The organism is Colwellia sp. MB02u-10 (assembly GCF_014077185.1).
Classification (GTDB): domain Bacteria; phylum Pseudomonadota; class Gammaproteobacteria; order Enterobacterales; family Alteromonadaceae; genus Cognaticolwellia.
Genome location: NZ_JACGVK010000133.1, coordinates 80,377 through 100,619, shown reverse-complemented (window position 1 = coordinate 100,619; position 20,243 = coordinate 80,377). Strand labels below are relative to the sequence as shown.

Below are 20,243 nucleotides of genomic sequence, written 5' to 3'. Positions count from 1 at the left end.
TAATAAAGTGGATTATGTTCAGAGGCACTAGTGCAATAACACTCGACAGCAAAAATAGAATCACTATACCTACTCGGTATCGTGAGGAGCTATTTGCTGATTGCCAAGGAAAAATGGTCTGCACTGTAGATATTCAACATCCGTGTTTATTGTTATATCCACTACCCGAATGGGAAGAAATAGAATTAAAGCTCTGTGAATTGTCGAGTATGAATCCACAAGAGCGTTTATTACAACAAGTGTTATTAGGTAATGCCTCAGATTGCGAAATCGATAAAAGTGGCCGTTTATTAATTAATGGCCCACTGCGCCAACATGCAGGTTTGAAAAAAAACTTGATGTTGGTAGGTCAGTTGAGAAAGTTTGAAATCTGGAATGATAGCGCTTGGCAAAACCAAATGCAGCAAGGCATTGCACAAATTCAGTCAGGTGAAATAGAGCTCACTGACCGATTACTTGATTTATCTTTATGATAAATCGTTCAATGAAAATAAGATAACTAGATGGCGTTGATAAATTTATAATGCAACATGATAATGCACATATTTCAGTTTTACTGGCCGAGTCAATCTCTGGATTGGCGATAAAACCAGAGGGTACTTATATCGACTGTACCTTTGGTCGTGGCGGACATTCAGGTTTAATTCTTGATAATTTGGGTCCTAACGGGCGCTTGATCGCGATAGACAGAGACCTAAGCGCGATAGAAGCGGCAAAAAAATATGCCGACGATAAGCGTTTTATTATCGAACATCACGGTTTTGCTGATTTACAGATGATTGTTGAGAAGCATGAGTTAACTGAAAAAATAGACGGCATTTTACTTGATCTTGGTGTGTCCTCTCCGCAACTTGATGAAGCAGAACGTGGTTTTAGTTTTATGAAAGACGGCCCACTCGATATGCGAATGGATACCACACGTGGGCAAACAGCTGCCGAGTGGATAGCAGTGGCCGACGTTGAAGATATTACTTGGGTGCTAAGAACCTTTGGTGAAGAAAAACATGCTTGGCGAATTGCTAATGCCATTGTTGACGAGCGTGAAGAAACGGCGCTGACACGTACCGGACAATTAGCGCAGTTAATTAAGAAAACAGCACCACAAAGAGAAATGAAAAAGCATCCTGCAACACGTAGTTTTCAAGCGATTCGCATTTATATTAATAGTGAGTTAGAGCAAATTGAAAAAGTATTGTCTGCGTCTTTATCAGTATTGGCCACCGATGGTCGTTTGGTTGTGATTAGCTTTCACTCGCTCGAAGATCGGTTAGTGAAACAGTTTATGAAAAAGCATTCGCAAGGTAGAAAAGTGCCACGGGGTCTACCCATTAGCGAAGAAGAATTGAACAAGGGTAAAAACTTGAGCTTAATTGGCCGCAGGTTAAAGCCCAGTAAAGATGAAGTGGAAGAGAATGTTCGCTCTCGCAGCTCAGTATTAAGGGTTGCACAGAGACTGGCGCGCTAATCATGGTGCGTTAGTATGGCAACCAAAAAAGTGGTGTTATTTTTTGATATCTGGCATGACATTCAACGCCATTTAGCCGTTTATGGCGTTTTATTATTGGTGTTGATATCAGCGTTTTCAGTTATTTATTTTACCCACTTAAATCGACAAACAACCAGTAAAATTGAAGTTTTATTAACCGAGCGTGACGCCTTAGAAATTGAATGGCGAAACTTAATACTAGAACAAAACAGCTTAGCCGAACACAGCGCGATAGAAAGCAGCGCAGCAAAGCAACTTAATATGACAAGGCCAGATGCAAACTCGGAAGTTATTATTAAATTACCATGATTTATTACCACGGGTATGGCAATGAAAAAACCAGCACAACTTAATCCAAACACGGTAGCATGGCGTTTTTACGTTGTGCTAGCTGCTGTTGTGCTTATTTATGCTGGCTTGATGGCCCGTACAGCTTACATTCAAGTGTTTGAACCTGACATGTTGAAAAAACAGGGCGACAATCGCTCGTTGCGTACTAATACTAAAACGGTGCAACGGGGCTCGATTGTTGACCGTAATGGTCATGAATTAGCCATCAGTGTACCAGTAGAAACAATTTGGGCTGATCCTAAAATTATTTTTGATACTAATGCCTTGTCTATGACAAAACATTGGCAGGCTTTGGCTGATGTCTTGGGCCAAGACGTTAGTGAATTAAAAGCAAGGGTAACTGAAAACCCAAGTAAACGTTTTGTTTATATTGAACGTAAAGTTGCTCCCGCTATGGCTGTTTACATTCAAGAATTGAAAATTCCTGGCATTCATTTGCGCAAAGAATCTAAACGCTTTTATCCGGCGGGTGAAATAAGTGCTCATCTTGTTGGCTTCACTAATGTTGATGATAAAGGCATTGAAGGGGTTGAGCGGGTTTATGATCAACTGCTGACGGGCGAAAATGGCGAGAAACAATATCGTAAAGACGCCAAAGGTCGAAAAATAGAAATATTATCAGTCAAAGCGGTTACGCCACCAGAAAAAATTACCTTGAGTATAGATCAACGTATTCAAACACTCGCTTATCGTGAATTAAAGGGCGCAGTGAAGGCTTTTAAAGCTACATCAGGTTCGGCAGTGGTCACCAATGTCAATACCGGTGAAGTTTTAGCGCTAGTTAACAGCCCGTCATATAACCCAAATAATCGCTCTGGTGTTGCCACTCATCGTTTTCGTAACCGTGCTATTACCGATATCTATGAGCCGGGTTCAACCATGAAGCCACTAACGGTATTAACAGCCTTGGAATTTGGCAGTATAAAAAAAGATAGCATTATTGATACTTATCCCGGTTGGATGCGCTTAGGTGGCAGTCGTGTCTCTGATCCACGTTATCTTGGCAAAATTACCCTCTCAGAATTATTAGTACACTCTTCTAATATCGGCACCACTAAGTTGGCGTTATCTGTACCAAAAAATTACCTTATCGATAAATTTTTTGACGCGGGCTTTTCTGAAGAAACAGGTACTGGCCTGGTCGGTGAAAGTTCGGGCATGATGCACGATAGGCCGCGTTGGTCAAAATTTGAGTTAGCTACTTTGTCTTGGGGCCACGGCGTAGCCATTACCCCTATTCAGTTGGCGCGTTTTTATACCACATTAGCCAATGGCGGTATTAAAATGCCCTTAACGATTTTAAAGCAAGATGCAGCATCGGTAGCGAAGCAAACACATGAACGTATTTTCTCAGCTGAAAATAGTCAAAATGTTATCGAGTTGTTGGAAAATGTGGTTAATCAACACTATACCGTTGCAAAAGTTGATGGTTATCGTGTTGGTGGTAAAAGCGGCACAGCGATTAAAGCCTTTGCTGGTGGTTATGGTGATGATTATGTTGGCCTGTTTGCCGGTATAGCACCGATATCAGATCCCGAAATTGCTGTGGTAGTGGTGATTAACGATCCAGGCGGTGATTTATATCACGGCGGTGAAGTGGCTGCGCCAGTTTTTTCACGAATTATGAAGGGCACACTACGACTACTTAATGTACCGCCTGATGACAACACTCGAGTATCGTCTGTGCAAGCAGAGCAAAAAGCGAAAAGTTCATCTAAGGAGCGTGACCATGTCTGATCACGCTTTAACGGTTTCAAATCAAGCTGTAAACCTTGAGGCTAAAAACTTTGCTGCTATAGAAGCAGTATTAAGCTTGGGTGAAATATCGCTAACAGCAAATGATTTAACCCAACTTAAAGCGCTTTTCAGTCAGCAAGCTAGTGCTACTAAGGCTAATTTAGTCAACGATACACGAGCACTTATTGCCGGTGATGTATTCTGTGCAGTTATTGGCAGCTTACGCGATGGCCGCGAATATATTGCTCAGGCGCTGGCCGAAAATTGTGCGATGATATTGCAAGAAACTACAGAGTCATCAGAACATGGACAACTCACTTGGTGTCAACAGGCATCAGGTAATGCGATACCCCTGTTAAGTTACTATCAACTTAACCATGAGTTATTCGAGCTAGCAAAAGCGTTTTATAACGCGCCCCAGCAATATTTAAATGTCATTGGTATTACCGGCACTAATGGCAAAACCAGTACCAGCCAAATTATTGCCAATCTATTAGATGCTTGTCAGAAAAATTGTGCGGTTATCGGCACTAATGGTGCTGGCAAGCTTGCGCATTTAAAAACCATTGAAAACACGACGCCAAGTGCGACAGAGCTGCATCAACTACTGGCGCTCTTTGTGGAAGAAAAAATTACCGATGTAGCAATGGAAGTATCATCACACGCCTTAGCGCAAAAACGCGTCAGTGCAAGCCTATTTAACACCGCAGTTTTCACTAATTTAAGCCGTGATCATTTAGATTATCATCAAACCATGACCGAATACGCAGCGGCTAAGCGAGCAATATTTACCTGTGATAGTAAGCAAGTGGCGGTTATTAATGGTGATGACCCACAAGCACAAAGTTGGTTAGCCCATTGGCCAAAATTACAGCCTGTTGTGCTTTATGGCCGAGGTAAAAATATCGCTAACTGTCCGCGCTTTGCCCAAGCACTTAATGTTGAGCATCACACTAAGGGTGTGAGTTTCACGCTCAACACTGAGCAAGGCCAAGTCGAAATTCGTAGTCAGTTGTTAGGTGACTTTAATGTTGAAAATCTATTAGCGGCGATTGCCGTATTGATGGTTGAAAATATAGCACTAACCACTATTGCTAGCGCGATTAGGCAACTAGTGCCGATTATGGGTCGTATGGAAGCCTTTTCGTCTGTGGGTAAAGCGACCACTGTGGTCGATTATGCTCATACCCCTGACGCATTATCTAGTGCGTTAGATGCCTGTCGCTTGCACTGCCATGGCAAGTTATGGCTAGTGTTTGGCTGTGGTGGTGATCGTGATGTGGGTAAGCGGGCATTGATGGCGAAGGTGGCAGAAAGTAAAGCTGATCACATCATAATTACCAACGACAATCCACGCAGCGAAGACCCTGAGGCTATTGCCGCCGATATTATTGCTGGCTTAGGAAAAACCGCTCGCTTTGAAAAAATATTAGACAGAAAAACCGCGGTATTAATGACATTAAAACAAGCCGATACTGATGATGTCATTCTTTGTGCTGGTAAAGGCCATGAAGACTACATCATTTTTGGCAATGAAAAACGTCATTATGATGAACGCGCCATTGTCAAAGCATTCTACTCACTAGAAAAAGAGCTAACGTTATGATCTCGTTATCCTTAATTGAGTTATCGCAAGCCGTTAATGGCCAGTTAATCGGTGAAAACCTCACCATTAATGCCATTAGTACCGACAGTCGAGCATTAAAGGCCGGTGATGTTTTCTTAGCCTTGCACGGACCAAATTTTGATGGTCACAAATTTTTAACTCAAGCCAGCGAACTTGGCTGTAGCGCTATTATTGTTCAGCAAGCTCAAGACAAGCTTAATATTGCGCAAATAGTGGTGAAAGACACCCATCAAGCACTAGGCGACATTGCGGCTTATGTTAAAGCAAAAGTGGCGCCAAAAACCGTGGCAATCACCGGCAGTAGCGGTAAAACCACGGTAAAAGAAATGGTGGCAGCGATTTTAAATCGTTTAGGCAATGTGCTAGCCACAAAAGGAAATTTTAATAACGATATCGGTGTGCCGTTGACCTTATTACGACTAGAGCAAAAACATGACTTTGCGGTGGTCGAATTAGGCGCTAATCATATTGGCGAAATTGCTTATACTGCGGCGCTGGTCAAGCCAGATGTTGCCATGATTAATAATATCGCCGCGGCCCATTTAGAAGGCTTTGGCGATTTATGTGGCGTCGCCCGAGCTAAAGGTGAAATTTTTTCTGGCTTAAGCGCCGGTGGTGTGGCGATTTATAATCAAGACACCCCGTGGGCGGATAAGTGGCAATGGCGCTTAACTGACAAAAAAGTACGGCGTTTTTCCTGTCAAGGCAGTGCAGATTGTTATAGTCATCAAGAAGTTTTAGATGATAACGGCTGTGCGAGTTTTCAGTTAATAACGCCAATCGGTAATACTTATATTGAACTCACTGTGCCAGGCCATCATAACGTTTGTAATGCGGTTGCGGCTGCAACGATAGCGTTAGAGTTTGGTGCCAGTTTAGATGATATTCGCTTGGGTTTAGCTGCTATGGCTGCGGTGAAAGGGCGTTTGAATCTACATCAACTGAGTAGCAAAATTAAGCTGATCGACGATAGCTATAACGCCAATGTTGAATCAATCAATGCCGCGTCAGATTTATTGGCGAGCTACCCAGGGCGCAGGATACTTATTCTCGGTGATATGGGGGAATTAGGTGGTGAAGCACGTCGTTACCATCAAGAAGTGGGTGAACATGCAAAAAGTAAAGAGATTGATGATTTGTTAACCTTAGGCGTATTAAGTCAAAATGCCTCTGACGCTTTTTATCGAGGGCGCAATACACAGGCACAACATTTTAGTAGCAAAGAAAAACTCATGTCACGTTTACAACAGTTACTTCAAGGTGAAGAACAGCAAGTGACATTATTAGTTAAAGGTTCGCGCAGTGCTCATATGGAATACGTAGTGGCTGATATTATTAAATGGCATAACAGTCAGACTATGCAGGAGCAGGCATAATGTTACTTTGGTTAGGTGAGTATCTCACCCCGTATTATTCATTCTTTAATGTTTTTTCTTATTTAACCTTTAGAGCGATCATATCAACGCTTACCGCCTTGATTATCTCGTTATATTTTGGTCCTAAATTGATCCGTGCCCTGCAAAATATGCAGATCGGCCAAACGATTCGTGACGATGGTCCAGAAAGTCATTTAGTAAAATCGGGTACGCCAACCATGGGCGGGCTCCTGATCTTAGCGTCAATTGTGGTCAGTGTTTTATTGTGGGCTGACTTAACCAATACCTATGTTTGGGTGGTGTTGTTTGTGTTGGTCAGCTTTGGCTTGATTGGTTTTGTTGATGATTATCGTAAAGTTATTCGCAAAGACTCCAATGGGTTAATTGCCCGTTGGAAGTATTTTTGGCAAACCGTAGTCGGCTTAGCCACCGCTATATTTTTATACCAGTTTGCTCAAGGCCCTGAAGAAACCACGTTATTAATTCCCTTCGTTAAAGATGTGTTGCCACAGTTAGGCTTGCTCTATATCGGCTTAGTCTATTTCGTGATTGTTGGTACCAGTAATGCCGTTAACTTAACAGACGGTCTTGATGGTTTAGCGATTGTGCCAACTATTATGGTGGCAGGGGCGTTTGCGATATTTGCTTATATGACAGGTAATGCCAATTTTTCTGAGTATTTACATATTCCACACATTGCTTTAGCCAGTGAACTTGTGGTGGTTTGTACCGCTATTGTTGGTGCTGGTTTAGGTTTTTTATGGTTTAACACTTACCCTGCGCAAGTTTTTATGGGTGATGTTGGCTCGCTTGCTTTAGGTGCTGCACTAGGCGTTATTGCTGTCTTAGTTAGGCAAGAGTTAGTGCTATTTATTATGGGCGGCGTTTTTGTGATAGAAACGCTTTCGGTTATTTTGCAGGTAGGCTCATACAAGTTGCGTGGGCAACGAATTTTTCGTATGGCGCCCATTCATCATCATTATGAGTTAAAAGGTTGGCCCGAGCCAAGAGTGATTGTGCGCTTTTGGATAATTTCTTTAGTCTTAGTCTTGGTTGGATTAGCAACCTTGAAATTAAGGTGAAAATAAACGCGTGAATAAACAATTGCACCAGTCGGTAACGACGCAATTAGCCAATAAGCGAATCGTGATCTTAGGTATTGGGATCACGGGCTTGTCGTGCGCGCGCTTTTTACATCGCCATCAAATTTCTTTTGCTGTAAATGACAGTCGGGCAATGCCTATTTCTCCCGGTGATTTTAAACAGCAATTTGCTGATAATACCTTAGTGCTTGGCCGTTGGGAGCAAGCATTAATAGCCCAAGCCGATATTTTGATTGTTAGCCCAGGCATTAATATGGCTGAGCCGGCTATTCGTAACGCCATGGCTGAAAATTGTGATGTTATTGGTGATATTGAATTGTTTTGCCGATTAAGTGATACGCCGATCTTAGCGGTTACTGGCTCCAATGGTAAATCTACTGTTGTTTCAATGTTAAATTATGTTGGTAATGCCTTAGGTTACCGCGTGCAGTTAGGTGGCAATATTGGTTTGCCCGTACTGGATCAGATAGATCAAGAAGTTGCCGATTTTATTGTGTTAGAGCTATCAAGTTTTCAGCTTGAAACAATAAAAAGTATGAAGGCACTGGCCGCCACCGTATTGAACTTAAGTGACGATCATTTAGATCGTCACTTAACCCTTGAAAATTATGGCGCAATCAAACAAAGCATTTATCAAGACTGTAGCTATGCGCTTTATAATCGTGATGACAAAGCTACTTTGCCTAAAGCCTGCTATAGCGATAGTCAGCGGTTAAGTTTTGGTAGCGAACCCGCACACAACGGTGATTTTGGTCTTGCAGACCATCAGGGTATCAGCTACTTAATGTTAGGTGAGCAGGCATTATGTTCTTTAGCTGAATTGCCATTACAAGGTCTTCATAATGCGTTAAATTATTTAGCCGTATTGGCGTTAGGAAAATGCGCTGGTTGGGATTTAAAAGCTATGTTGGCCAGTTTAATGACCTTTAAAGGCTTAGCACATCGTTGTGAATTGATTGAAACAAACGATGGTATTCGTTGGATTAATGACTCAAAAGCCACCAATGTTGGCGCCACACTGGCCGCCATTGAAGGATTAGCGCCCACCTTAGCCGCGAATAAACTGATTTTAATTGCCGGCGGTGATGGTAAAGGTGCTGATTTTTCTCCATTATCTCAAGCATTAACTCAACACGTAGATTACTTGATCACGCTCGGCAAAGACGGACCTGCTATTGCCGCGTTAAGATTACCAAGCCAAGGCGATAAAACCTCGCACGTTGATTCGCTAGCCGCGGCAGTAACACTGGCCAGAACACAGGCAAAGGCCGGCGATATGGTTTTACTCTCCCCCGCCTGTGCCAGTTTAGATATGTTTGCTAACTATGTTGAACGGGGCGTGGTATTTATCACCTCAGTATTAACGCATCAGGAGCAAAGGTAATGTCGTTATTCTTTGCTAATTTATCACAATGGGCCTTACCGCCATGGTTGCAAGCCGAGGAAAGAAGCGTAGAGACCTTTGACCGTAGCTACATAATGCTTGCGTTTAGTATGTATATCATAGGGTTAATTATGGTGGCGAGTTCATCAATGCCCATTGCTGAACGTTTATTTGACAACCCGTTTCATTTTATTGTCCGCCATATTATTTATATCATACTTAGTCTGGGTGTTGCCGGCTTTACCTTGCAAATACCTATGTATCGTTGGCATCAATATAGCAGTAAGTTGCTGTTAATCTCTGTTTTTTTACTTGTGGTTGTTTTAGTTGTTGGCCGAAATGTTAATGGTGCTACCCGTTGGATTAGCGTCGGACCGATAACGGTACAAGCCGCAGAGCCGGCTAAACTTTTTTTCTTTTGTTATTTGTCTGCTTACTTAGTTAGGCGCCGTAATGAGGTAATGGAAAATATTAAAGGCTTTGCCAAGCCTTTAATGGTTTTTGGCCTATTAAGCGGTTTGTTATTAATGCAGCCTGATTTAGGCACCATTATTGTGATGTTTGTTACCACGTTTGGTTTGTTGTTTTTAGCCGGTGCAAAATTATGGCAGTTTATTGCTATCTCAGGTGTGGGTATCACTTTATTGACCATGTTAGCGTATTTCTCGCCTTATCGTTGGGCACGGGTAACCGGCTTTCTCGACCCATGGAAAGACCCTTTTGGTAGTGGTTATCAGTTAACTCAATCACTGATGGCTTATGGTCGCGGTGAAATATTTGGTCAAGGTTTAGGTAATAGTGTACAAAAATTAGAGTATTTGCCTGAGGCACATACTGATTTTGTTATGGCTGTGCTGGCAGAAGAGTTTGGTTTTGTCGGTATTAGTGTTATTTTACTGTTAAGTATGACCTTGGTTTTTAAAGCTTTACTGCTAGGTCGAAAAGCGATTAATCAAGAAAAGTATTTTGAAGGTTTTTTTGCCTATGCCATTGGCATCTGGTTTTGCTTTCAAGCAGCGGTTAATATCGGCGCCAGTGCAGGCGTAGTACCAACCAAAGGCTTAACAATGCCGCTGATCAGTTATGGTGGTAGTTCAATGATTATTATGACTCTTGCTGTAGTGATTTTGATTCGCATTGACCACGAAATTCGCTTGCAAAGTATTCAAGCCACTAGTCGCACGACTGGTGATCATAAAGACACCAAAAAGAAACCCAGAAAAGTGCATCAAACAAAAATTATTGAGAGCGAAAATGACTGAACAGACAAGTCATGAAGTAAAGCGCCCAACACTGCTAGTGATGGCAGGTGGAACCGGTGGTCATATATTTCCAGGTATTGCGGTTGCGCAAGCCTTAGTAAAACAAGGCTGGAACATCCATTGGCTTGGCACCGCTGAGCGTATGGAGGCAGAATTGGTACCAAAAAATGGTTTTCCCATTTCATTTATCAATATGGCTGGCGTGCGTAATAAAAACTGGCAAACGTGGTTGAAAACACCGTTTAAAATTTTGCAATCTGTCCTGCAGTCAATTCAAATACTGCGCAAGGTTAAGCCTGATGTGGTGCTGGGTATGGGCGGCTATGCCAGTGCACCGGGTGGTGTGGCAGCATGGTTATTAGGTATTCCTTTGGTATTACATGAACAAAATGCCGTTGCGGGCATGAGTAATCGCTTTCTTTCGTACCTAGCCACCAGAACATTAAGCGCGTTTCCGGGCGCATTTAGCAATCGAGTCACCTCAAAGGTGGTCGGCAATCCATTGCGTAGCGATATTATCGCCATTGAAAATGTGATGCCTGAAAAACCGGCAACCAGCAAAAAAGTATTAGTGGTTGGTGGCAGTTTAGGTGCGAAAATACTCAACGATGTTGTGCCACAAGCGATGAAGCAAATTAAAGTACAAAGTATTGATGTGTGGCATCAAACCGGTGGCGGTAATGAAGAGTCAGTATTAAAAAGTTATCAAGATTACGGTTTACCAGAAGAGAAGGTTAAGGTAACAGAGTTTATTGATGATATGGCAGCAGCCTATAAATGGGCTGACGTAGTTATTTGCCGAGCGGGGGCACTCACTGTGTCTGAATTAGCGATGGCAGCAAAGCCCGCTATATTTGTGCCTTTGCCGCATGCGGTTGATGATCATCAAACCAAGAACGCTATGTATCTGGTTAACTGTGGGGCGGCAAAGTTAATTGCCCAAAAAGAATTTAACGGCACAACACTAGGACAAATGCTTAATAGTTTGTTTATATCCGATAAAGTGCTGCAGCAGATGTCTAGAGCTGCACACAACGCTGCCCATGCTGACGCCACTAACCTGGTGGCAACAGCTTGTATTGAGGTGGCAAAAACATGAGTAAAGCAATGACAACAGCAAGTAACAGCCATACAAAATTACGCCATACAGCATCAAATAATGCCAGTAACAGGATGCCGGAAATGCGTCGGGTCAAAACCATACACTTTGTGGGTATTGGTGGTGCGGGTATGGGCGGTATCGCTGAAGTTTTGTTAAATGAAGGCTATCAAATTACCGGATCTGACATTGGTGAAAACCAAGTCGTTAAGCGCCTAACATCCTTGGGTGCAAAAATCACCTTAGGTCATCATCAAGATAACGTAAACGATGCGAGTGTTATTGTGGTCTCAACAGCGATTAATGCTGAAAATCCAGAGCTACTTGCTGCACATCAACAACGTATTCCTGTGGTGCGTCGTGCTGAAATGTTGGCAGAGCTGATGCGTTTTCGCCACGGTATTGCGATTGCGGGAACCCATGGTAAAACCACTACTACGAGTTTAATTGCCAGTATTTTTGCTCAGGCAAATTTAGACCCCACTTTTGTGATTGGTGGCTTACTTAATAGCGCGGGTACCAATGCGCGTTTAGGCAGTAGCCGTTATTTGATCGCAGAAGCTGATGAAAGCGATGCGTCTTTCTTACATCTACAACCTATGGTTTCTGTGATCACCAATATTGACGAAGACCATATGGAGACTTATCAAGGTGATTTTGAGAAACTTAAAGACACCTATATCGAGTTTCTCCACAACTTACCTTTTTATGGTTTAGCCGTAGTGTGTTTAGATAATCCAGCAGTGCGAGAATTATTACCGCGCATTAGTCGCCAGGTTATTACCTATGGTTTTTGTCAAGATGCCGATGTAAGAGCCACGCAATATCAACAATCAGCCGGTGTTAGTTCATTTGTTGTTGAGCGCAAAGACCATGCACCCTTAGCCATTAGCGTTAATTTGCCAGGTGAGCACAATGTTTTAAACGCCTTAGCAGGTGTGGCGGTTGCCATTGATGAAGGTGTTGCCGATAACGCTATCCAGCAAGCTTTACAAAACTTTGCTGGTATTGGTCGACGCTTTGAACAATTGCCAGCTTTACGCACTGAGCAAGGCGAAATGATGTTCATAGATGATTATGGCCATCACCCAACAGAAGTTAAAGCCACTATAGCGGCAATACGAAATGGCTGGCCTGAAAAACGACTGGTGATGGTATTTCAACCCCATCGCTATTCGCGTACTCGTGATCTTTATGAAGACTTTGTCGAAGTGTTATCTGAGGTAGATTGCTTATTTTTACTTGATGTTTATGGTGCGGGTGAAACGCCGATTGCTAACGCCGATAGTAAAAGTTTAGCGCGCAGTATTCGTCAACGCGGCCAAATTGAACCGATTTATGTCAGCGACAGTGACAAATTAGCTGAATTATTGGCAGCACAGTTACGTGACAACGATATGGTTATTACGCAAGGCGCTGGAAATATCGGTGCTATTGCCGTTAATTTAGCGACAGATAAGATATTAACGGTGACACTATGATAAAGCCTTTAATAGAGCAAAAGTTAGCCGTCTTATATGGTGGTACATCAGCAGAAAGAGCGGTATCGCTAAATTCTGGTAAAGCGGTTGCAAAAGGCTTAACCGAAGCCGGTTTTAATGTGCAATTAATTGATACCCAAGATTATTGCTTAAGTGATTTAGCAACACTCGATATTGACCGTGTTTTTATTGCCTTACATGGTCGTGGTGGCGAAGACGGTTGTGTGCAAGGTGCGCTGCAATATATGAATATACCTTACACAGGCTCTGATGTGCTTGGCTCTGCACTATCAATGGACAAAATTCGTAGTAAGCAAGTATTTCAAGCGATGAACTTACCTACGCCTGCCTTTGCCATTGTCAGTAAGACTGACTATCAAACGGGTGACGCGGCAAAAATTTCACAGCAGTTAGGCGCTGTTGTTATGGTTAAACCTGCCAATGAAGGCTCAAGTATTGGCATGTCAAAGGCCAATAATAGCGAAGAATTGCATCAGGCACTTATGGCCGCGTTTAACTACGACCAACAAGTATTAGTAGAAGCTTGGGTGCAAGGCCCTGAGTATACCGTCGCCATTCTGGGCCAAACACCTTTGCCAGTGATTCATATGGAAACGCCGCACGATTTTTATGACTACGATGCGAAATATAAATCAACTAGTACGCAGTATCATTGTCCGTGTTCATTATCAGCAGATGATGAGGCAGAGGTACAAAATATTGCCTTGAGAGCTTTTAATGCAACTGGTGCAAAAGGTTGGGGCCGGGTAGACATTATGCGCAATGACCAAAATCAATGGCAGATATTGGAAGTTAACACAGTACCTGGTATGACAGAAACATCATTAGTACCCAAAGCCGCTAAAGTTCACGGATTAAGCTTTAGTGAATTAGTGACAGAAATTGTCGCTATAAGCGCACAAGGGGCTTTGTAAAATATGGTTGCGGCAATGGACAAACAACTGCCTTTAAAGGAAGAATTAGCAAACTTACACTGGTCATTTTGGCTAGGCGTTGCGTTTTTCGTTGCTGTTATTGTCGCTATATTATCCTTCGGTATCTTTCTGAACAAAAATTTAAGTTCAGAAGCGTCAGCGCCGGTTACCTCAATTGCGATTGCCGGTGAAATGCCATATACCACGCGTTTAGATATTGAACGTGCGATAGAACAAGTGAATTTAGGCAATTTTTTCAACTTAGATGTCAACGATGTTCAGCAAAAAGTGGCTAAGTTGCCATGGGTTTATTCCGTTTCAGTGCGGAAAAAATGGCCTGATGAATTGAAAATTTATGTTGTTGACCAAAAGCCTATTGCCCACTGGAATGGTGATTTTCTCCTTAATGCTAATGGCAACGCGTTTCAGGCTGATGTGCAGCGTCTAGTCAAACAGTTACCGGCATTTTTTGGTCCAGAAGGCAGTGAACAAATAGCCTTAAAAAACTTTAGAAACTTGAACAAGCTATTAGATTTTAGCCAACTAGCTATTGATGAATTAGTACTAACTGAGCGTTTTGCTTGGCAGTTAATCTTAAATGATGGTGTCACCATTAATTTAGGACGTGATAATCGTGTAGAACGCATACAGCGTTTTATGGACATTTATCCGGAAATTAAATTGAATAAAAAGCAGGGTCAACAAGTCGATTATGTTGATCTTAGATACGATACTGGTCTAGCCGTTGGTTGGAAAGCCGCGAATAATAAAGAAAGAGTTTAGCCTTAATGCCAAAAATAACTGAAAGAAATTTAGTGGTTGGATTAGATATTGGAACGTCAAAAATTTCAGTAGCGGTTGGTGAAATCACGCTTGACAACCAGCTGAGTATTGTTGGTGTTGGTAATCAACCGGCACGTGGTATGGATAAAGGTGGCGTTAATGATTTAAACCTAGTTATTCAGTCAATTCAACGGGCTATTAATGAAGCCGAATTGATGGCTGACTGCCATATTACCTCGGTATATTTGGGTATTTCCGGTAAGCATATTAGTTGTCAAAACGAGAACGGTATGGTGCCCATTAACGACAAAGAAGTTATGCAAGATGACGTTGATAACGTTATTCATACCGCCCGTTCAGTACCTATTTCTGCAGAACGTCGGATGTTACATGTTTTGCCACAAGAATACAGCATTGACTGTCAAGACGGCATTAAAAGCCCGATTGGTATGTCAGGTGTACGCATGGAAGCGAAAGTTCATATCGTGACTTGTGCCAATGACATGGCAAAAAATATTGTTAAATGTGTTGAACGTTGCGATTTAAAAGCTGATCAGCTGATTTTTTCAGCGCTGGCTTCTAGCTATGCAATATTAACAGATGATGAAAAAGAGCTGGGTATTTGTATTGTTGACATGGGCGCAGGGACCATGGATATCGCGGCTTTTACCGGCGGAGCTTTACGCCATACCGCGGTAATTCCCGTAGCGGGCAATCAAGTGACTAGCGACATTGCAAAAATTTTCCGCACGCCATTAAGCCACGCGGAAGATATTAAAGTTCAGTATGCTTGCGCATTACGCCAAATGGTCAGTATGGAAGAAAATATTGAAGTCCCTAGTGTCGGTGGACGTCCTGCGCGGTCTATGTCACGTCATACATTAGCAGAAGTTGTTGAGCCTAGGTATCAGGAATTATTTGAACTGATCCAAGAAGAATTACGTGAATCTGGTTTAGAAGATCAAATTGCTGCCGGTTACGTGTTAACAGGTGGTACAGCCAAAATGGAAGGTGTGGTTGAATTTGCAGAAGAAGTGTTTCAAATGCCAGTACGCGTTGCCAAGCCTTTTGATGTCTGTGGATTGAAAGAGTATGTAAACGACCCCACATATTCAACGGTGGTTGGCTTGCTGCATTATGGTATGCAGGCTCATCAGCAAAAAAATAAAGAGCAAAAGAAAAGTGAATCAGTCAAGAGCATCAGCTCTAAAGTACTTGCTTGGTTTAAAGGTGAATTTTAATTAGCTGCTTTGGCGGCTAGTTAGATCAGTGCCAATCATTTCATGGCATGGGTCTTAGAAAGTAAAAAGAGTTTTGGTGGAACAAAACGTAACAAAAATTGGAGATAATAAAATGTTTGAATTAATGGAAGATCATAACGAAGAAGCAATCATCAAAGTCATCGGTGTTGGTGGTGGTGGCGGCAATGCGGTAGAACATATGGTGTTACAAACCATAGAAGGTGTTGAATTTATCACCGCAAATACTGATTCACAAGCATTACGCAATTCGGGCGCCAATGTGACTTTGCAGCTAGGCCATAATGTTACCAAAGGCTTAGGCGCTGGCGCTAACCCTGAAATTGGTCGTCTTAGTGCAGAAGAAGATAGAGAAACCATCAAAGAAGCACTTAAAGGTGCAGATATGGTGTTTATCGCGGCAGGTATGGGCGGAGGTACAGGAACAGGCGCCGCGCCTGTGGTTGCTGAAATAGCGAAAGAAATGGGTATTTTGACCGTTGCGGTAGTGACTAAGCCATTTCCATTTGAAGGCAAAAAACGGATGAATTATGCCGACCAAGGCATTGAGTTTTTATCAAAAAGTGTTGATTCACTGATCACTATTCCTAATGAGAAACTATTAAAAGTATTAGGGCCTGGTACCAGTTTGTTAGATGCTTTTAAAGCAGCCAATGATGTTTTATTAGGCGCAGTTCAAGGTATTGCTGAACTTATTACTCGTCCGGGACTCATAAACGTTGATTTTGCCGATGTTAGAACCGTGATGTCTGAAATGGGCACGGCAATGATGGGCTCAGGTACAGCATCAGGTCCGGATCGTGCAGAAGAGGCAGCAGAAGCTGCAATTTCAAGTCCATTACTTGAAGACGTTGATTTGGCAGGAGCTCGTGGCATATTGGTTAATATTACAGCCGGTATGGATATTAGTATTGATGAGTTTGAAACTGTTGGTAATGCCGTTAAAGCCTTTTCTTCTGAAAACGCTACGGTTGTTGTTGGTGCAGTTATTGACCCGGAAATGACAGATGAACTACGAGTCACTGTTGTTGCTACGGGTATTGGTGCTGATCGCAAGCCTGATATTACGTTAGTTAACCCAACACCGATAGCAGAGCCACAAGTGGTTGGTGGTGATTATACACCAAGCGCTCAGCCAGAGTTATCGTCAAACCCGGTCACTATGCCAGAAGCAAATGCTCAAGCGCAAAGAGTGACAGCAACAGAGCTTGATGATTATTTAGATATTCCAGCATTTTTACGCAAACAAGCAGATTAGTACTTGTTAGTGAAGCTAATTTAATAATGCTAAAAATTTGGAATTTTGATTTTGTTAGGCTTTTTTGATATATTACGTCTCCGCATATCCAGTGGCGGCTAATTAATATAAAAATATAGGCTTAAGAAGGCTATTTATGATTAAACAACGTACGTTAAAAGAAAGTGTCTCTGCTATTGGTGTAGGGCTACATAAAGGTGAAAAGGTGCAGATTACTCTCCGTCCTGCACCTGCTAACACCGGTATTATTTTTCGCCGAGTTGATTTAGATCCCGTTGTCGATATCCCCGCGACACCGGAAGCTGTGGGTGAAACTACCTTATGTACGTGTTTAGTGAATGAGCAAGGTGTTCAGATTTCCACCGTCGAACACTTGCTTTCTGCTGTTGCAGGCTTAGGTATTGACAACCTTATTGTTGAGGTTGACTCATCTGAAATTCCAATCATGGATGGTAGTGCTTTACCCTTTGTTTACTTAATTCAGTCGGTTGGCATTGAAACGTTAAATGTTGCTAAACGTTTTTTACGTATTACAAAAGCAATACGTGTTGAAGAAGGCGATAAATGGGCAGAACTTAAGCCTTATGAAGGCTTTCGAGTCAATTTTGCTATTGAATTTGAACACCCTGTGATTGTAAATACTTGTCAATCGATGAGTATGGACCTTTCAAGCTGTTCATTTATCAAAGAAATTAGCCGTGCGCGTACTTTTGGTTTTATGAAAGACATTGAGTTTTTACGCTCTCACAATTTAGCCTTGGGTGGCAGCTTAGAAAATGCCATCGTGTTAGATGAATACCGTATGCTTAATAAAGATGACCTGCGCTATGACGATGAATTTGTAAAACATAAAATTCTTGATGCCATTGGCGACTTGTATATGGGTGGTGTGAGTATTTTAGGTGAATTAAATGCCTTTAAATCTGGCCATGCTCTCAATAACATGTTGTTACGCGAAGTATTTAAACAAGTTGATTGTTTTGAATGGGTTACGTACGAAGATACGGTTGAATCACCTATTGAATTTCAAGAGATTAATGCGGCTGCTTTTTAATAGCACCGCTTAATCGTAAAACCCCATAAATTAAACCAGTCATTGTACTGGTTTTTTTATGTTCAGATGTTCATAGCCATCTCGGTAATTACTTCTGCATCACTCTACTGACTTATATCCGTGTAAGAACCTAGCTCCACAACGTTAGTGCAGCCATTCACGTCGATGAAGGGTATGTCGCGTTGACATATCTGTGAAGGAGGCATAGATATGGCTAAATTTTACCAGTCTGACGACATAAATGCTGAGCTATGAATAGCTTTGATTTTTTAGCTGACAATGCCAACTAAAAGAAAACTGCTGTTATTTTACTGCTTTGTTGGATTTTTGAACATCAGTTTATGTGGTCACTGAACGGTTGACGGACTAAAGTCCGACCTACAAAAGCTCACTCAAGACTACAATATCACCTGCAAGATTCAAAATACCGAGTAGCCGTTCGTAGGCTGGACTTTAATCCCTCAGTTGATGTCTTAACGGTGGCAGCTGAACAGCCAATGTTACTGGATATAGGACAAAGAAATATAACATTTATTGCTTTTATCAGTGTTATTACTGCAACAAACTATGGCTAGAATACATTCCTAAAAGTGATGGCTAAGTTGCCTATATCAAACTATTTATTAGCGTGTGCAGCCAGTTTTTCGAGTTTTTTACGTAAACTCTCGGGCGCAGTTGCCGCTATTTTTAATAAATCTGCGGCAGTAGCGGCTGAAATTGTTGAATTAATAGCGTTGGGGATAACCGTTTTTTCAGGCACTTTATTCCGAAAAGGGGTGATCTTTATCTCTATTTGATTAAACTCATTATTGGTTACTTGGGTAAGTTCGCGGCAAATATTCATTCTTTCAAATTGTAAACGTTGGCTCCAAACAGCAGACTTTACCTCAATAATAATGGCATTGGCTTTGAAATTAGCTATTTTGAAGACATCGGCTGGTAGGTCGGGGCAAATTTGGCGTACAATGTCCGACAATACGGTTAAAGAGTTGGTTTTTGCGGCTATTTGTGCCAAAGTGCCTGACGTTGAATTAAACAGCGCTGACATGTCTGTGGGGATTCTAGATTTTCGTGCCATAAGTCAGCTCTGAACAAACGATAAATGAAATATGAGTTTAACATTACTATACCGCGGAAAGAACGTTAGATTTTCAATGAAGCTAAATAAGCAGCATTGGTTATCTGCTATCGTTACCCTTGCCTTGGTTTCTGGACTCATTGTGCATTTAATTTCTTCAGCAGATGATGTGCCACAAAATCCGGCTTATCTCCTGTCAAGTTTACCCACTATTGATAACCCTAAAGCCAACAGTCAAGTAACCGCAGTAACCATGAAATTGGCTAAATTACCAAGCCAAGTGTTAAGGTTAAATGCTTTAGGCGATCGCTTAGCAGAAGACGCTAGCATTCCAGGCAATGAGTTTAATTTTCAACAAGCGCCGCCTAGCAGTGGCCCAATGTATCAGGCCGATAGTGTTAAGCAAAAAAGTTTAGTCGAATTGAGCCAAGGTATAGACACATTAGCAGAAACACTCGAACATGAAGAAAAACAATTAAAAATGCTTGAATCTGTTAGTTTTGGACACCATATAGAGAATACTTGGTATTTATCTGGTCGACCAATGACTAAAGGTTGGTTGTCATCGTATTTCGGACTACGTAAAGACCCTTTTAATGGTAAACCTGCCATGCATGAAGGTGTTAATTTTGCGGGCAGTGAAAATGATGACATTATTGCCACGGCATCAGGTGTGGTAAGTTGGGCAAGTTCTCGTTACGGTTATGGTAATTTAATTGAGATTAATCATGGTGATGGTTTAAAAGCTCGCTACGATCATAATAAAACCATAGCAGTATCTTTTGCTGATAGTGGTTAACAAAGGTCAAGTTATTGCAAGAATGGGCAGTACAGGGCGCTCGATAGGACTGCACGTACACTACGAAATTTTATGTAATAACCGAAAGATAGATCCAAAAAAATATGTTTATCGCAAAGAAAAATAATGCAAAATAATAACTTTTGCTCTAATTTCAGTTGTTTAAAATAG

The 20,243-nt window shown here is 41.9% G+C and carries 19 protein-coding genes; 18 read left to right on the top strand and 1 reads right to left on the bottom strand.

From position 1 onward, the window contains the following. Window positions 1-14 precede the first annotated feature (14 nt). From mraZ to lpxC, 16 genes are all read left to right on the top strand, one after another. A complete protein-coding gene (gene mraZ, locus H4J59_RS15340; protein WP_182183959.1) occupies window positions 15-473 on the top strand; it encodes a division/cell wall cluster transcriptional repressor MraZ in 459 nt (152 codons plus the stop codon). 50 nt (window positions 474-523) lie between these two features. Next, on the top strand, window positions 524-1,465 hold the full coding sequence (gene rsmH, locus H4J59_RS15335; protein ID WP_182240811.1) for a 16S rRNA (cytosine(1402)-N(4))-methyltransferase RsmH: 942 nt from the start codon (window positions 524-526) through the stop codon (window positions 1,463-1,465). A gap of 15 nt (window positions 1,466-1,480) precedes the next feature. Further along, the gene (gene ftsL / locus H4J59_RS15330) at window positions 1,481-1,795 is read left to right on the top strand and encodes a cell division protein FtsL (RefSeq protein WP_182240809.1); all 315 of its coding nucleotides are present in this window, start codon (window positions 1,481-1,483) and stop codon (window positions 1,793-1,795) included. A 15-nt stretch (window positions 1,796-1,810) separates the two neighbouring features. Further along, window positions 1,811-3,574 (top strand): penicillin-binding transpeptidase domain-containing protein, encoded by a 1,764-nt coding sequence (locus H4J59_RS15325; RefSeq protein WP_182240807.1) that lies wholly within the window; start codon window positions 1,811-1,813, stop codon window positions 3,572-3,574. Then, window positions 3,567-5,180 (top strand): UDP-N-acetylmuramoyl-L-alanyl-D-glutamate--2,6-diaminopimelate ligase, encoded by a 1,614-nt coding sequence (locus H4J59_RS15320; RefSeq protein WP_182240805.1) that lies wholly within the window; start codon window positions 3,567-3,569, stop codon window positions 5,178-5,180. Before H4J59_RS15325 ends, H4J59_RS15320 begins: the two co-directional genes overlap by 8 nt. Beyond that, window positions 5,177-6,577, top strand: coding sequence for a UDP-N-acetylmuramoyl-tripeptide--D-alanyl-D-alanine ligase (gene murF, locus H4J59_RS15315; RefSeq protein WP_182240803.1), 1,401 nt, complete (start codon window positions 5,177-5,179; stop codon window positions 6,575-6,577). Before H4J59_RS15320 ends, murF begins: the two co-directional genes overlap by 4 nt. Next, the gene (gene mraY, locus H4J59_RS15310) at window positions 6,577-7,659 is read left to right on the top strand and encodes a phospho-N-acetylmuramoyl-pentapeptide-transferase (protein WP_182136598.1); all 1,083 of its coding nucleotides are present in this window, start codon (window positions 6,577-6,579) and stop codon (window positions 7,657-7,659) included. Before murF ends, mraY begins: the two co-directional genes overlap by 1 nt. Before the next feature lie 10 nt (window positions 7,660-7,669). Beyond that, window positions 7,670-9,064, top strand: a complete 1,395-nt coding sequence (gene murD / locus H4J59_RS15305; RefSeq protein ID WP_310733205.1) for a UDP-N-acetylmuramoyl-L-alanine--D-glutamate ligase — start codon at window positions 7,670-7,672, stop codon at window positions 9,062-9,064. Beyond that, on the top strand, window positions 9,064-10,326 hold the full coding sequence (ftsW, locus tag H4J59_RS15300) for a cell division protein FtsW (RefSeq protein ID WP_182240801.1): 1,263 nt from the start codon (window positions 9,064-9,066) through the stop codon (window positions 10,324-10,326). Before murD ends, ftsW begins: the two co-directional genes overlap by 1 nt. After that, a complete protein-coding gene (gene murG, locus H4J59_RS15295) occupies window positions 10,319-11,425 on the top strand; it encodes an undecaprenyldiphospho-muramoylpentapeptide beta-N-acetylglucosaminyltransferase (RefSeq protein ID WP_182240799.1) in 1,107 nt (368 codons plus the stop codon). The genes ftsW and murG overlap by 8 nt, the downstream gene beginning before the upstream one ends. Before the next feature lie 74 nt (window positions 11,426-11,499). After that, complete coding sequence (murC, locus tag H4J59_RS15290) at window positions 11,500-12,906, top strand: UDP-N-acetylmuramate--L-alanine ligase (RefSeq protein ID WP_259369560.1); 1,407 nt, start codon at window positions 11,500-11,502, stop codon at window positions 12,904-12,906. After that, on the top strand, window positions 12,903-13,841 hold the full coding sequence (locus H4J59_RS15285; protein WP_182240797.1) for a D-alanine--D-alanine ligase: 939 nt from the start codon (window positions 12,903-12,905) through the stop codon (window positions 13,839-13,841). Before murC ends, H4J59_RS15285 begins: the two co-directional genes overlap by 4 nt. A gap of 15 nt (window positions 13,842-13,856) precedes the next feature. After that, window positions 13,857-14,624: a cell division protein FtsQ/DivIB gene (locus H4J59_RS15280; RefSeq protein ID WP_259369554.1), complete on the top strand. Its 768-nt coding sequence runs from the start codon at window positions 13,857-13,859 to the stop codon at window positions 14,622-14,624. A 5-nt stretch (window positions 14,625-14,629) separates the two neighbouring features. Then, entirely contained in the window at window positions 14,630-15,865 is a 1,236-nt protein-coding gene (ftsA, locus tag H4J59_RS15275) for a cell division protein FtsA (protein WP_182240793.1), read from the top strand. 112 nt (window positions 15,866-15,977) lie between these two features. Continuing rightward, on the top strand, window positions 15,978-17,141 hold the full coding sequence (gene ftsZ / locus H4J59_RS15270; protein ID WP_182234188.1) for a cell division protein FtsZ: 1,164 nt from the start codon (window positions 15,978-15,980) through the stop codon (window positions 17,139-17,141). Between the two features lie 136 nt (window positions 17,142-17,277). Beyond that, entirely contained in the window at window positions 17,278-18,195 is a 918-nt protein-coding gene (gene lpxC, locus H4J59_RS15265) for a UDP-3-O-acyl-N-acetylglucosamine deacetylase (protein WP_182240791.1), read from the top strand. 616 nt (window positions 18,196-18,811) lie between these two features. Here the strand turns inward: lpxC and H4J59_RS15260 are convergent. Further along, window positions 18,812-19,273 (bottom strand): DUF721 domain-containing protein, encoded by a 462-nt coding sequence (locus H4J59_RS15260; protein ID WP_182240789.1) that lies wholly within the window; start codon window positions 19,271-19,273, stop codon window positions 18,812-18,814. A 76-nt stretch (window positions 19,274-19,349) separates the two neighbouring features. Here H4J59_RS15260 and H4J59_RS15255 point away from each other — a divergent pair, with 76 nt between their 5' ends. Beyond that, window positions 19,350-20,072: a M23 family metallopeptidase gene (locus H4J59_RS15255; protein WP_259369553.1), complete on the top strand. Its 723-nt coding sequence runs from the start codon at window positions 19,350-19,352 to the stop codon at window positions 20,070-20,072. Between the two features lie 22 nt (window positions 20,073-20,094). Continuing rightward, window positions 20,095-20,199: a hypothetical protein gene (locus tag H4J59_RS19505; protein ID WP_259369559.1), complete on the top strand. Its 105-nt coding sequence runs from the start codon at window positions 20,095-20,097 to the stop codon at window positions 20,197-20,199. The last annotated feature ends 44 nt before the right edge of the window (window positions 20,200-20,243 follow it).

Bases quoted from the DNA above. Each gene is read 5' to 3' on its own strand.
- mraZ (WP_182183959.1), top strand. From the start codon at position 15: ATGTTCAGAGGCACTAGTGCAATAACACTCGACAGCAAAAATAGAATC.
- rsmH (WP_182240811.1), top strand. From the start codon at position 524: ATGCAACATGATAATGCACATATTTCAGTTTTACTGGCCGAGTCAATC.
- ftsL (WP_182240809.1), top strand. From the start codon at position 1,481: ATGGCAACCAAAAAAGTGGTGTTATTTTTTGATATCTGGCATGACATT.
- H4J59_RS15325 (WP_182240807.1), top strand. From the start codon at position 1,811: ATGGCAATGAAAAAACCAGCACAACTTAATCCAAACACGGTAGCATGG.
- H4J59_RS15320 (WP_182240805.1), top strand. From the start codon at position 3,567: ATGTCTGATCACGCTTTAACGGTTTCAAATCAAGCTGTAAACCTTGAG.
- murF (WP_182240803.1), top strand. From the start codon at position 5,177: ATGATCTCGTTATCCTTAATTGAGTTATCGCAAGCCGTTAATGGCCAG.
- mraY (WP_182136598.1), top strand. From the start codon at position 6,577: ATGTTACTTTGGTTAGGTGAGTATCTCACCCCGTATTATTCATTCTTT.
- ftsW (WP_182240801.1), top strand. From the start codon at position 9,064: ATGTCGTTATTCTTTGCTAATTTATCACAATGGGCCTTACCGCCATGG.
- murG (WP_182240799.1), top strand. From the start codon at position 10,319: ATGACTGAACAGACAAGTCATGAAGTAAAGCGCCCAACACTGCTAGTG.
- murC (WP_259369560.1), top strand. From the start codon at position 11,500: ATGCCGGAAATGCGTCGGGTCAAAACCATACACTTTGTGGGTATTGGT.
- H4J59_RS15285 (WP_182240797.1), top strand. From the start codon at position 12,903: ATGATAAAGCCTTTAATAGAGCAAAAGTTAGCCGTCTTATATGGTGGT.
- H4J59_RS15280 (WP_259369554.1), top strand. From the start codon at position 13,857: ATGGACAAACAACTGCCTTTAAAGGAAGAATTAGCAAACTTACACTGG.
- ftsA (WP_182240793.1), top strand. From the start codon at position 14,630: ATGCCAAAAATAACTGAAAGAAATTTAGTGGTTGGATTAGATATTGGA.
- ftsZ (WP_182234188.1), top strand. From the start codon at position 15,978: ATGTTTGAATTAATGGAAGATCATAACGAAGAAGCAATCATCAAAGTC.
- lpxC (WP_182240791.1), top strand. From the start codon at position 17,278: ATGATTAAACAACGTACGTTAAAAGAAAGTGTCTCTGCTATTGGTGTA.
- H4J59_RS15260 (WP_182240789.1), bottom strand. From the start codon at position 19,273: ATGGCACGAAAATCTAGAATCCCCACAGACATGTCAGCGCTGTTTAAT.
- H4J59_RS15255 (WP_259369553.1), top strand. From the start codon at position 19,350: ATGAAGCTAAATAAGCAGCATTGGTTATCTGCTATCGTTACCCTTGCC.
- H4J59_RS19505 (WP_259369559.1), top strand. From the start codon at position 20,095: ATGGGCAGTACAGGGCGCTCGATAGGACTGCACGTACACTACGAAATT.